The sequence below is a fragment of the Pseudomonas sp. FP2338 genome, from assembly GCF_030687515.1.
GTDB classification, from domain to species: domain Bacteria; phylum Pseudomonadota; class Gammaproteobacteria; order Pseudomonadales; family Pseudomonadaceae; genus Aquipseudomonas; species Aquipseudomonas salomonii.
In genome coordinates, this window is record NZ_CP117436.1 from 5,679,399 (window position 1) to 5,692,704 (window position 13,306).

7 protein-coding genes and 1 pseudogene are annotated in these 13,306 nt (G+C 57.0%); 3 read left to right on the forward strand and 5 right to left on the reverse strand.

Going from position 1 to position 13,306, the window contains the following annotated elements; genetic code table 11:
- Window positions 1–59: 59 nt before the first annotated feature.
- The 3 genes from PSH96_RS25715 to PSH96_RS25725 form a co-directional block, all read right to left on the reverse strand.
- Window positions 60–989 carry an OmpA family protein gene (locus PSH96_RS25715; RefSeq protein ID WP_305383061.1) on the reverse strand — a complete coding sequence of 310 codons (930 nt, stop codon included), beginning with the start codon at window positions 987–989 and terminating at the stop codon, window positions 60–62.
- Between the two features lie 254 nt (window positions 990–1,243).
- The gene (locus PSH96_RS25720; RefSeq protein WP_305383063.1) at window positions 1,244–2,176 is read right to left on the reverse strand and encodes an OmpA family protein; all 933 of its coding nucleotides are present in this window, start codon (window positions 2,174–2,176) and stop codon (window positions 1,244–1,246) included.
- Between the two features lie 126 nt (window positions 2,177–2,302).
- Window positions 2,303–8,815, reverse strand: coding sequence for an Ig-like domain-containing protein (locus PSH96_RS25725; RefSeq protein WP_305383065.1), 6,513 nt, complete (start codon window positions 8,813–8,815; stop codon window positions 2,303–2,305).
- A 554-nt stretch (window positions 8,816–9,369) separates the two neighbouring features.
- Here PSH96_RS25725 and PSH96_RS25730 point away from each other — a divergent pair.
- Window positions 9,370–9,744 carry a cell wall hydrolase gene (locus tag PSH96_RS25730; protein ID WP_305383067.1) on the forward strand — a complete coding sequence of 125 codons (375 nt, stop codon included), beginning with the start codon at window positions 9,370–9,372 and terminating at the stop codon, window positions 9,742–9,744.
- A gap of 6 nt (window positions 9,745–9,750) precedes the next feature.
- On the opposite strand, the gene PSH96_RS25735 is transcribed toward PSH96_RS25730, so the two are convergent.
- Window positions 9,751–10,410: a response regulator transcription factor gene (locus PSH96_RS25735; RefSeq protein WP_305383069.1), complete on the reverse strand. Its 660-nt coding sequence runs from the start codon at window positions 10,408–10,410 to the stop codon at window positions 9,751–9,753.
- A 310-nt stretch (window positions 10,411–10,720) separates the two neighbouring features.
- On the opposite strand from PSH96_RS25735, the pseudogene PSH96_RS25740 reads away from it, so the two are divergent.
- Together PSH96_RS25740 and PSH96_RS25745 are read left to right on the forward strand one after the other, a co-directional pair.
- Window positions 10,721–12,172, forward strand: a pseudogene (locus PSH96_RS25740) (catalase); the annotation flags it as partial.
- 68 nt (window positions 12,173–12,240) lie between these two features.
- Window positions 12,241–12,696, forward strand: a complete 456-nt coding sequence (locus tag PSH96_RS25745; protein WP_305383073.1) for a hypothetical protein — start codon at window positions 12,241–12,243, stop codon at window positions 12,694–12,696.
- Here the strand turns inward: PSH96_RS25745 and PSH96_RS25750 are convergent.
- The gene (locus PSH96_RS25750; protein WP_370694316.1) at window positions 12,669–13,181 is read right to left on the reverse strand and encodes a C40 family peptidase; all 513 of its coding nucleotides are present in this window, start codon (window positions 13,179–13,181) and stop codon (window positions 12,669–12,671) included. The genes PSH96_RS25745 and PSH96_RS25750 overlap by 28 nt on opposite strands.
- Between the last annotated feature and the right edge of the window lie 125 nt (window positions 13,182–13,306).

The window sequence follows — 13,306 nt, forward strand, 5'->3', positions numbered from 1 at the left end:
AAGCGCATACGCGGCGGCTCGGCGCTGGAATACTACGGTGAGCGCCTGGCTTGCTCGGCTTACAGTTCCACGGGTTTACCTAGCTCCACCTTGATCACCACGCGCCGGTTGGGCGCGTAGCAGGCCGTCTGCTGTGCGGGGTTGCCATAACAGGTGAACACCACCGGTTCACGATTGCCGGCGCTGACCGCGCTGATGAGCGAATCGGAAATCCCGCCAGCAATCAGCAACTCCCTCAACGTGTCAGCCCGAGCCTGCCCCAGCAGTTGGTTTTTGGCCTCATCGCCCATCGGGTCGGTATGCCCCACCACCTGGACATGGCGCACCTGTGCGTGATCTTCACGCAGCTCGTCAATCAGATTGCGCACGGCCTTGAGCCCTGCTTCGGGAATGTCCTGGCGAGCAGATGCGCCAGAGGCAAACAGCACATCGCTGGACAGCTCGTAACGCTTGAAACGCGACTCATCCACCAGGTACTCGTAATGCCGGCAGGCCTCCACGCCAGACGCCCGCGATATCGCATGCACCTGGTTGCGCGAAGCCACCAGTTCACGCTCCGCCTCTTCACGGGCAACCGGTTGCGGGAAGGTATTGCCATCCTCGCGCACACGCAGGTAGTAAGTTTTGCCGCCCTGCAAGGTGGCTTGGTACAAGTCGCTGCGTTTGCCTTTGTACTCGGGCGTATCGTCCAGGTACGCGCCCAAGGTGTGCGAACCGGGCGCCAGGCAGAACACCGAATAGCCCCCCGGCAACAGGCCGGAATGGAACTCGCGGTCGACGTAGACATGGGCGGCGCCTTTGCGCTGCACGCCCTCTTCCATTCGGTAATACACCACTTGCGTCTGGTCTTCGCCAATCGGCGGGACGCTGACGTAAGTGTGATCGAAAACTTTGCCCGCCACACTGGCGACCGGCTCGGCTACCAAGGGGCTGGCGAACACTGTCGCGCTCAACAGCACGGCGGTTTTTATCCTGCATTGCAAAAACATGGGCGTGACTCCGCCGTGAGCATCACAACAGCGATGCCGATGATTTGATTCAAAGAGAAACCGCAGCGGTTTGACGGCTGCGGCTAACAAACAAGCCCGAAGACCTATGAAACCGTCTGTAGGAGCGAGCTTGCTCGCGAAGAACCTGAGCGCCACGTTGCATCTGAACGTACGCATCAGGCTGACGTTTTTCGCGAGCAAGCTCGCTCCTACAGTGGCCGGTATCAGGCCTTCAGCGAGGTTGAACAGAAGGCTTACTGGCCGCTGACGTCCACACGCACCACGACGCGACGGTTCGGCGCGTTGCACGCCACTTGCTCAGCCTTGCTGCCGTAGCATTCGTCGGTCACCGGCTCGCTGCTGCCAGCGCTGCTGGCGCTGACCGCGGAAGCCGACAGGCCGCCATCGATCAACATACGACGCACGGTCTGCGCACGCTTGAGGCCCAGCCCCTGGTTGGCCGCGTAGGCGCCGATCGGGTCGGTGTGGCCGACCACTTCAATGCGCTCCAGCTTTGCGTGCTCGCGGTGCAACTGAGTGATCAGTTCACGAATCGCGGTACGGCCTTTGTGGCTGATGTCCTGATAGCCCGACTTGCCGAACGCGAACAACACGTCGCCGGACAAAGCGTAATCCTTGAACTGCACCGCTTGCGGCGCAGGCTGCGGCAGGTTGTTGCAGGCCTGCACTTTGGAGGCGCGGGACAGCGCCTGCATCTGGGAACGGCTGCCGACCAGCTCGCGCTCGGCTTCTTCACGGCTCACGGCTTGGGGTGCGCCGTTGCCGTTTTCCTGTACGCGCAGGAAGTAGGTTTTGCCGCCTTCCAGGTTGGCGGAGTACAGGTCGATATTTTTGCCTTTGTAGGCCGGCGCATCATTGAGGTAAGCCCCCAGGGTGCGGCTGCCCGGTACCACGCAGAACGTGCTGAAACCGCCTGGCAACAGGCCGGTGTGAAACTCGCTGTCCACGTAGACGTGCGCGGCGCCCTGCTGCTGGCCCATGCCGCTGGTGCGGTAATAGACCACTTGGGCCTGGCCATCGGAAACCGGGGCCACAGCGCTGTAGGCGTTACCAAAGACTTGGTTGGCGACCGTGCCGGGTGTGTATTCTTCGGCGATGGCGAACTGAGCGGCGGCCATGGCCACACTCAGGACGGCGACGTTAAAGACCGTAAGGTGTTTGAACATGATGATGACTCCACCGCGCACACCTCGAGGTGCACGCAGCTATTGAATGAAATGGAGGCTGGAGCGAACCAACCTGTTGGCGCTGCGCACCGTGCACAGGCCTAGGCCTGCGCACGGTGCGCGCGTTTACACCAGGTTGGTGGTGACTCCGTCCTGAACCAGCAACTGTGCGTCGAGGGTTGAGTGTTGGAACACGTTATAGGTGACGCCGGCCACGGTGGCGGTGCCCGAAGCAGCCCAGTCGCCTGGATCGGTACCGTCTGGTAGTAGGTCGTCAAGATTGACGACGTCGCCCGCATTGCCCTTGACCATCATTTGGGTGGTTTCATCGGCGGTGAAGAGCGAGGTTTCGCCTTGTTCCAGTACGTCGCCCAGGGATAGGTTGAGGGTGTTGTTACCGGTGCCGGTGATGTCGATAACTTCTATAGATTCGAGTTTTCCGGCGATGGCGGACAAGTCCAGAACCTGGCTCGTGCCCGTCATGCTTAAGGTATCTAAACCTCCGCCTCCGTGGACGAAACTATCAACGTTGTTCAGATCCGCGACATTCCCCAATGAGAAAATATTCTCGGCATCATCACCGTAGTAAGCACCTGCATCGTTGATTGTCTGATTCACAGCAGGATCGTTGTATTCATAACCACCGGAGACCCCTTGCAACACGAAATCATCCAGCCAGAAGTACTGCCCATCGGCCGTGTCGAATTCGAAATAATTAAATTCAATTCCCGCTGGCAATGTTGAACTGATCGTTGCGGAACCTGAGCCACCTGTCACAGCTATAGGCTGATTATGAACTTCGTTTCCTTGGGCATCGTAGAAGCGCAACACCATAGCGGCAGTTAATTCACCTATCCGGAATGTAACACCGGTTGCCGTTTGCCCATTGTTCAAAGTGGCACGAGCATCTTGTGAAGTCCCGCCCCAAGCACCAAGACCTATAGACGGAGTCAAAAACCCTTCCCCTGTAAGCGTCCCGGCAGGAATTACACCTCTAGGCCAAGCGGCAGAGTCTGCTGAACCATCGTCCCACCTAAAGGTGAAAGCACCAAAATCCATTGAAGCCATTTCGGCGACGCGGACCGGCGTTACGCTTTCAAAATTGACGGACGAAACGCGGAAGGTTAAAACTTGGGAAGAATTGCCCGCCTGATCGATAAACGATGCAGAGGTATTCGTCATGGACACGCCGGGGGTAGTCGTCACATCAATCAAACCCGCATCAATCTGAGCCTGAGTCAACGTTTGCTCAAAGCGCTCACTGCCTACCACCAGCAGAATGGTGTCTCCCGCGGCCAGGCTGCTACCGTCGAATGCCACGGTAACCGTAGTTCCGTTAATCGCAAAACCATCTGGAGCATCTGGCGCCGAGCCGTCTAGGCTGATTGATTGGCTTGCCAAGTTCGCGTTGCCCGCCGCATCCACTACACGGGTCTGGATAGTCCAATCACTGGAATGACTGTTCTGATCAATAAAGCTCCAAGTACCATTGGCATTCATCAACGCGTCAAGCCAAGTTGCACCACCATCCGTGGAAACCTGCACCTTCTCGCCAACAGCCAAAGCAGCAGTCAAAGATCCTTGAATCAAACGCCCAGCACTACCGTCATTGGTCACAAAGTCGCCACTGTCCGCACCGCTGTCTTTGCCCATGCTATCGACCACCGCAGAAGCAAACGGCACAGCGGTATCAATGACAACGGTCCACGGTGCAGACGGAGCACTTGCATTACCCGCAGGATCAACCGCCACAACCGTGAACGGATGCGGACCATCATTAAGAGGCGGGGTCGCCGTGTAGCTCCAGGACCCATCCCCGATCACCGAGGTACTGCCGAGCAACAGGCCGTCGTCATAAACCATGACCACATCGCCTGGCTGCAGACCGCTACCGGAGAGGGTCGGCGTGGTGTCATCGGTAGAACCACCGTCAGCCACCGTGCCTTGGATTACACCCACGTCGTCTGCCACATCGCCAATCAAAGGGGCAAGCGGAGCGACGGTGTCGATGATGACATCAAATACTGGTGTCGGTGCACTTTCGCCACCGGCTAGCGTGGTGACTGTGGCCGTCAGGCCGTGAGGGCCCGCGAACAATACCGGTGTGGTGAAGCTCCATTGACCTGTAGTTGCATCAGCCATCACGGTGCCAAGCAAGGTTGCGCCGTCATAGATACTAACGATGCCGCCTGGAGTTGCTTGCCCGTTCAACGTGGGGGTGGTGTCGTCAGTGGTCTGGCCACTGGTCAGGTTACCGGTGATGGTGCCTTCGTTGTCCACCACCGAAGTGATGGAAATAACTACGCCTGAGGTGTCGACATTAAACGGAATTGCTGGGCCCATCGGGCCGGTATTGCCAGCACTGTCTACTGCCTGGGCGGCAAACGAGTGCGGACCGTTTACCAGCGGTGCCGCCGGAGTGAAACTCCAAGCGCCGGTGATTGGGTCGGCGCTGGTGCTGCCGATCGCTAAACCGTTGTCATAGATCACCACCAAGGCACCGGCTTCAGCCATACCGCTGAAGGTCGGATTTGCGTCGTCGGTGGTGTCGCCGGCGACAATCGGACCAGTGATTGCGCCCACATCGTCGGTCAGGCTTTGGCCAGTGGGAGCCGATGGAGCCGAAGTATCAACATTAATTGGATAGTCACCCGTGGACGGGCTCGGATTTCCGGCCGCATCGGTCGCCTGGGCGCTCAGGTTGTTCAGGCCTTCATCCAGCGGGCCGGGTGGCGTGAAGCTCCATTGACCGCCCACGACAGTAGTTGTGCCCAACGGTACGCCGTTTGCGAATACCGTAATGATAGTGCCATCCGCACCGGTGCCATTGATGGTCGGCTGAGCATCATCGGTAAAGTCGTTTTGTGCCAGTGGGCCTTGGAACGCCCCCTGGTCATCCACAACAGTGATGATGGCGGGCGCAGGTGGGACGCCACCCGCAGCGACATCCAGGTCAAAACCTAGTGTAGGAGGGCTGACATTACCTGCCGCGTCAGTCGAAGTGGCGGTAATGGTGTGCGGGCCGTTGCTCAGTGGAACGGTAGGCGTGAACGTCCAGGTACCGCCGGTGGCGATGACGCTGCCGATCGGTCTGCCATTGTCATAGATCGTAACGAGGCTACCGTCTTCAGCAGTACCGGAGAGATCCGGGCGTGCGTCGTCGGTGGTATCGCCGGAGGTCAAGTTGCCGGTCACGGCGCCTTGGTCATCGACTACAGAGGTGAGGGTCGGGACGATCGGCGCAGAGGTGTCAATTTCAATCGTCCAAGGGGTAGAAGGGACGCTTGCATTGCCTGCCGGATCGACCGCCACAACCGTGAACGGGTGAGGGCCCGGGTTGAGAGGTGTAGTCGGTGTGTAGCTCCAGGACCCATCCCCGATCACCGAGGTACTGCCGAGCAACAGGCCGTCGTCATAAACCATGACCACATCGCCTGGCTGCAGACCGCTACCGGAGAGGGTCGGCGTGGTGTCATCGGTAGAACCACCGTCAGCCACCGTGCCTTGGATTGCACCCACGTCGTCTGCCACATCGCCAATCAAAGGGGCAAGCGGAGCGACGGTGTCGATGATGACATCAAATACTGGTGTCGGTGCACTTTCGCCACCGGCTAGCGTGGTGACTGTGGCCGTCAGGTCGTGAGGGCCCGCGAACAATGCCGGTGTGGTGAAGCTCCATTGACCTGTAGTTGCATCAGCCATCACGGTGCCAAGCAAAGTTGTGCCGTCATAGATACTAACGATGCCGCCTGGAGTTGCTTGCCCGTTCAAAGTGGGGGTGGTGTCGTCAGTGGTCTGGCCACTGGTCAGGTTACCGGTGAGGGTGCCTTCATTGTCCACCACCGAGGTGATGGAAATAACCACGCCTGAGGTGTCGACATTAAACGGAATTGCTGGGCCCATCGGGCCGGTATTGCCAGCACTGTCTACTGCCTGGGCGGCAAACGAGTGCGGACCGTTTACCAGCGGTGCCGCCGGAGTGAAACTCCAAGCGCCGGTGATTGGGTCGGCGCTGGTGCTGCCGATCGCTAAGCCGTTGTCATAGATCACCACCAAGGCACCGGCTTCAGCCATACCGCTGAAGGTCGGATTTGCGTCGTCGGTGGTGTCGCCGGCGACAATTGGACCAGTGATTGCGCCCACATCGTCGGTCAGGCTTTGGCCAGTGGGAGCCGATGGAGCCGAAGTATCAACATTAATTGGATAGTCACCCGTGGACGGGCTCAAATTTCCGGCCGCATCGGTCGCCTGGGCGACCAGGTTGTTCAGGCCTTCATCCAGCGGGCCGGGTGGCGTGAAGCTCCATTGACCACCCACGACAGTAGTTGTGCCCAACGGTACGCCGTTTGCGAATACCGTAATGATAGTGCCATCCACACCGGTACCATTGATGGTCGGCTGAGCATCATCGGTAAAGTCGTTTTGTGCCAGTGGGCCTTGGAATGCCCCCTGGTCGTCCACAACAGTGATGATGGCGGGCGCAGGTGGAACGCCACCCGCAGCGACATCCAGGTCAAAACCTGGTGTAGGAGGGCTGACATTACCTGCCGCGTCAGTCGAAGTGGCGGTAATGGTGTGCGGGCCGTTGCTCAGTGGAACGGTAGGCGTGAACGTCCAGGTACCGCCGGTGGCGATGACGCTGCCAATCGGTCTGCCATTGTCATAGATCATAACGAGGCTACCGTCTTCAGCAGTGCCGGAGAGATCCGGGCGTGCGTCGTCGGTGGTATCACCGGAGGTCAGGTTGCCAGTCACAGCACCCTGATCATCGACGACCGAAGTGAGGGTCGGCGCAACGGGAGCTGCCGTGTCAACAATGATGGTGTACGGGTCCGACGGCTCGCTCTCGTTGCCGGCCGGGTCGGTGATCACCACCACAATTTCATGAGGGCCTTCGGTCAGTTCTGGGTCCGGGGTAAATTCCCACTTGCCATCTTCATCGACAATAGCGGTGCCGATTTCGAGGCCGTTGTCGATGATGGTGACGATGTCGCCCGGCTCGCCGCCGCTGCCGATAATGCTCGGGGTGTTGTCATCAGTGATGTCGCCATCGCCGATGCTGCCCTGATTTGGCCCCACATTGTCTTGTACATCATCAATGCCGCCAGTGCCCGGACCAGGTTTGCTAGGAGCGGTGGTGTCCACAATGATGAGGTGCGGATCCGAAGGCTCACTTTCGTTACCAGCCGGGTCGGTGATCACCACCACAATTTCATGAGGGCCTTCGGTCAGTTCTGGGTCCGGGGTAAATTCCCACTTGCCATCTTCATCGACAATAGCGGTGCCGATTTCGAGGCCGTTGTCGATGATGGTGACGATGTCGCCAGGCTCACCGCCACTGCCAATCAGGGTCGGGGTGGTGTCGTCGGTGGAGTCGCCATTACCAATGCTGCCCTGGTCAGCACCCACATTGTCGAGTGCATCGTCGATACCACCGGTACCCGCGCCCGGTTTGCCCGGCGGGGTGAGGTCTACGATGATTGGGAAAGGCAATGAAGGTGTGCTGGTGTTACCGGCGGCATCTTCGGCCACCACGGTGAATTCGTGTGGACCTTCAACAAGCTCAGGATCAGGCGTGAAGCTCCACTTGCCTTCGTTATCGGCCTGTACGCTGCCGATATCTACGCCGTTGTCATAGATATGAATAATCGATTCGGCTTCGCCGGTACCGCTCAGGGTAGGCGTGGTGTCATTGGTGCGCCCGCCGCTGCCGATCTGGCCTTCCTGCGGTGCTACGTCATCGTAGATACCGTCAATCAATGGGCGCGAAGGTGCGACGGTATCGACGATAATTTCATACTCTGGCGAGGGCTCGCCTTTTTTACCGTTTTCATCAACCGGTACGATGACGATGTCGTGCTTGCCATCATCCAGGCCCGGCTCAGGCGGGGTGTATTCCCACTTGCCGTCTTCGCCAACGATGGCGGTACCAATAGTTTCGCCGTTGTCGACGATTTCAACGCTGGTGCCTGGCTTACCTTCACCTGTGAACGTAGGCGTACGGTCATCGGTGGAGCCACCGTTTTCGATCAGGCCTTGCTTGTCGCCGACATTGTCGTCAACGCCACCGATAGAGCCCTTGTCAGCATTGCCACCGCCGGCACCCGGTGCATCGTCATTACCGCCATCATTATCGCGGGTGGCGGCATAAATGCCACCCAGCACACCCAAAGCCGCCAGGCCCAGCAAAGCAGGCCAGAACCAGCCAATACCGGCAGCCGCCGCCAAACCATCGCCGAAACCTGACAGCGGTTGCGCGCCCAGTACTTGTGGCGCTTCAACGCCTTCAATCAGGAATGCCGCGGAGCGGTCCTGTTCAGCATCGGAAGAGATGTATTCATGGTACGAACCGTCTTCAGCCACGCCGACCAGTTGGCCACCAGTGCCTTCGAAGTCTTCGATGATCAGCTGAGGCTGGTCCGGATCGCTGCCTTCCAAGGCGATGTGCAAGTCTTTGCCCACGCGCTTGATGGTGATGTTTTCCGGCGCAATGCCGTTAGCACCTTCGGCGAGGATGTACTTGCCGCCCTGTACTGCTTTGATGCGCACAGGCTGGCCGTTTTTAACGGAGGAAAGTTCCACCGTCTGGGTAATGGTCTTGCCGTCTACTACGGCAACGTTGACTACGTTAGCGTTCAAGTTCTTCTGCCTTTAATTAGTCAGGATGGTCTTCGCACCGGCCGGGCCGGCGTGCAGGTCAATCAACCCAGCTACTCATAGTTGAGGAGGCCTAGGGATGGAGTCATTGTCGAAGGATTGGGGGTGGGTAAATATAAGAACTGTCTCAAAGCAGTTTTATTGCCGGCGCTGACGACTCTTGTATGACCGCTACATAAAAAAGCCCGCTCAGCGCGGGCATAAGATAGAGCGGCAACGCTGCCTGCAAGACAACCCTGACGCCATAAAAAAGGGAATGCCACCTTTAACAAGCGGAACTCCCCGATAAGTAATTGCAATAACACAGTAGGTTCCTCATCCATGAGGGCAAACGCACTATGCACCGCTGAAAGTATCAGGTCCTTGAGATTTGTCTCAAAACTTTCAGCCTGCGCATTTTTCAATCACGCCCGAGTTTTGAGACAGATCCCATATTGGCGCACTTGCGCGGTGAACACACTGGTGGATAGGGGTGCACCCCGTTTAACACACCTTTGAATCCAGAGGATTCTTTCGACGAACTCGAGCGCTTATTTATGATGATTCAAAACGCATTAATGTGCCTAGCCCTCAATATCTACCACGAAGGACGTGGCGAACCACTGGAAGGTCAGATCGCCATAGCGATGGTGACGATGAACCGCGCCAGCTGGGACACGTCCAGCGTGTGCGAGGTGGTCTATGAGGAGAAACAGTTTTCCTGGACCCATCGCCTCGATGATTTCACACCGAAGGAACCCGCCGCCTGGGCAAAGGCCAGGCGTGTGGCGCAGCGAGTCATCGAAGGGCATCACGATGACATTACCGATGGCGCCACGCATTTTCATACTCGTGCGGTACGGCCTGCCTGGCGTCACTCATTGAAGAAAGTGAAGACGATTGGGGCTCATGTGTTTTATGTGCAACGCTGACGTGGCTTAGACCTCGTAACGGGCCAGCCTTCGAAACAGGTCCATGTCACTTTTCAGTCCCAGCTTGCGGTAAGCGGCTTGCTTCTGGGTACTCACTGTCTTCGAGCTTCGACCAAACCGCTCTGCAATACAGGTGACGGTCAGCCCGCCGATGCATAACCGCAGTACTTCCCTTTCCCGCAGGCTCAAGGTGGGTAAAGAAAGAAGCAGTGCTTCGGCGTCGTGAGTACCCGCTGTTATGGGTGATAGGATGGACGCTGCAGCGCTGCCCATCTCAGGGCAGTAATAAAACTGCCCTGCCGCAAGCGCTCGAACAGCCTGTACACAGTCACTCAGCGGTTGGCGTTTGCCAATTACTCCGTGTACCCCAGCACCTTTCAACAGACCGACAACCGTGGCACAGGGATCAGCCAAAAACACCAATATTCGAAGTGTGGAATAGTGGCTGTGCAAGCCCCGGATAAAGTCCAGATTGCCTTGATAGTTAAACATCGGATCCATCAGCAAAAGATCGACACTGCCCCGCTCGATGGCCTGCAACGCACTGGAGCGCCGAAAGTAGACGCCAGTGACATGCATATCAGGCTGTTCAGAAAAACAGGCACGCACACCAAAATGAACAACTTCCTGCTCATCTAGCACACCCACTCTGATCAGGTTCGACATTGGGCATCTCTCCGTCCCATAGAAAAAACTGCCAGCTTATTCAAGCAACTTCACTCGCCCGAGTGTAGGCATAACAACTTGGGTAGGCTTTGAGAATTGTCCTATTTCCTGCAAATGCCTTTGCTCGGTTTTTTTATGAGACAAGTCTTACATTTATGCCAAGGCACTTCGCGCGAACCTTATAAAACCCATTCTATTTACTCTATAGCGAACCCTTCAGATGCCGGCTATTTCTCGCCCTGGTTTATCTATCCCTTTAAGACTCGTGTGCCTGATTGGCATCAGCACCCCAGCCTTTGCCGGTCAGTCCATCGGGTTGACCCGTGACAACGGCGCAGCGGTGGGCGATAACCAACACTCACAAACTGCCGGCGACGCCGGCCCGGTCTTGCTGCAAGACGTGCAGTTGATTCAGAAGCTTCAGCGCTTTGACCGTGAACGCATTCCAGAGCGCGTGGTACATGCACGTGGCACCGGTGCCCATGGCGTATTTACCGCCACCCACAGCCTCCGCGACCTGACCAAGGCCACGGTATTCACTGCTGGCGCCGTTACTCCGGTGTTCGTACGCTTCTCATCGGTGACCCATGGTAGCCATTCGCCGGAAACCTTACGGGATCCGCGCGGCTTCGCGACCAAGTTCTACACCCCTGAAGGCAACTGGGACCTGGTGGGCAACAGCTTCCCGACCTTTTTCATCCGCGATGCCATAAAGTTTCCGGACATGGTCCATGCGTTCAAACCCGACCCGCGAACCAACCTTGCCAACGATGCCCGGCGGTTCGACTTCTTCTCCCATGCACCCGAAGCCACCCGCACCCTGACCGAGTTGTACTCAAATGCAGGGATTCCCGCCAGTTATCGGGAAATGAACGGCAATAGCGTGCATGCCTACAAATTCGTGAACGCTCAACACCAGATCCACTACGTGAAGTTTCACTGGAAAAGCCTGCAGGGTGTTCGAAACCTGTCACCAAGCGAGGCACTCAAGCTGCAAGGGGTCGATTACAACCACATGACCCAGGACCTTGTGACGCATATCGACAAGGGCAGTTTCCCAAAGTGGGATTTGTATGTGCAGGTGCTTACGCCCGAGGCACTGAAGCATTACGACTTTGACCCACTGGACGCCACCAAGGTCTGGCCGGATGTACCTTTTCGCAAAGCCGGGCAACTGGTGCTGAACCGCAACCCCGCGAACGTATTTCAGGAAACCGAGCAGGTCGCCATGGCCCCCTCCAACCTAATCCCTGGCATCGAGCCTTCGGAAGATCGTCTCTTGCAAGGACGCCTGTTTGCCTATGCCGATACGCAGATGTATCGCTTGGGCGCCAATGCCCTGCAGTTGCCGATCAATGCGCCGAAAAACCTTGTCAATAATGGCAACCAAGATGGCGCGATGAACGCCGGTAGCACCACAACCGGTATCAATTACCAGCCAAGCCGAATGCTTGCGCGCCAAGAGTGGCCCAGCGCTCGCTACAGCCCACTGGCCCTGTCGGGCAGTACCCAGCAAGCGAGCATCCCGCGTGAACAGAACTTTAAGCAGGCAGGCGACTTGTATCGCTCGTTTAGCCGTAAAGAGCGGCAGGACCTGATCGAGAGTTTTGGCCGTTCGCTGAGCAGTTCCGATGAGGTGAGCAAGCACCATATTCTGTCGTTTCTTTACAAGGCAGACCCTGAATACGGAACCGGTGTCACCCAGGCCGCTAAAGGCGATTTGGTTCGAGTTCAGTCACTGGCTTCAGCCTTGACTGACTGAGCGCATTGCTCTACGCGCGAGGATAACGCCCCCGCCCCCCCCTTCTCCACTTACTCAGGCCCTTGATTATGCCCAATAAAAAACTCAGGATAATTCTTGTCGACAGCCATCAACCCAGGCTAATTCAAACTGAAAAGTCGCTTAACAGCCTCGGCTATTTCCGGATACTGCCAGTAGAGCACATCGATGACTTGCGGGCACTGGACCACTATTTGGTAGAGCCGTTTGACGTCATGATTGCCAACCAAACATTAGTGTACGAGACCGAAACCAACGTGAAGTTGTTCCAGCGAGCAACCCAGAAGATCGACTATGTATTGCTGTATGACACTGAAAAAACAGTGCTTGGGGAGGACAGCGTCCGCAGGCTAATGGCAAAGATAGACCCCGCCTCACCCTGGGAGTGTTTGAAAGCGTTAACGTGGATCAAATTCAGAGATGACGCCATGCCCGGCCTCTCGCATGAGGCGTTGAACGCTGAAGATAGAGCGACCTATCAATGGAATCGCTTGGCCGCAAAGTAACTCTTATTCCAGTATTTATTGCTCAGGGAGTCGATACGCACGTGCTTGCCGGTTCGCGGCGCGTGAATGAATTTATTATTCCCGATATATACACCTGCATGTTTCAGGCGCTGGCGACCGTTGTGTTTGAAGAACACTACATCACCGGACTTCAAGTTCGCTCGATCAACGTCTTTAGACGCTGAACCAAGCATCAACGAAGTGGTGCGAGGGATATGGATGCCTGCCTCGCTGCGGAACAGATAAACCAGTAAACCACTGCAGTCAAAGCCTTGGCTGACAGACATGCCCCCCCAGCGATAGGGGGTTCCGATAAGCTCGTGAGCACGACTGACAACCTTGCTGGCATGCCGGGACGTGCTCATCGCACCGCGCGATTCGAGCGTGCGATACGTTGTATTTATGGAACTGCTTGGCTTTGGAGACGCGAGCACAGCACTGGAGAACAAGCAGCACAAGGCCACCGCCACTTTTAAGTTCGACACGATAGATATCCGCTAAATAACTTGCATTAGAATCAATGCATACTATTTAGCGCGCGGAGCCTGACGAATAGGAATCGTCTCAATTCATAGGCTAATACTGAAAACAGCCGACGAGCAGACGCCCA

What these genes read in the sequence shown, in the direction of transcription:
- PSH96_RS25715 (WP_305383061.1), bottom strand. Translation starts at nt 989, where the DNA reads ATGTTTTTGCAATGCAGGATAAAAACCGCCGTGCTGTTGAGCGCGACA.
- PSH96_RS25720 (WP_305383063.1), bottom strand. Translation starts at nt 2,176, where the DNA reads ATGTTCAAACACCTTACGGTCTTTAACGTCGCCGTCCTGAGTGTGGCC.
- PSH96_RS25730 (WP_305383067.1), top strand. Translation starts at nt 9,370, where the DNA reads ATGATGATTCAAAACGCATTAATGTGCCTAGCCCTCAATATCTACCAC.
- PSH96_RS25735 (WP_305383069.1), bottom strand. Translation starts at nt 10,410, where the DNA reads ATGTCGAACCTGATCAGAGTGGGTGTGCTAGATGAGCAGGAAGTTGTT.
- PSH96_RS25745 (WP_305383073.1), top strand. Translation starts at nt 12,241, where the DNA reads ATGCCCAATAAAAAACTCAGGATAATTCTTGTCGACAGCCATCAACCC.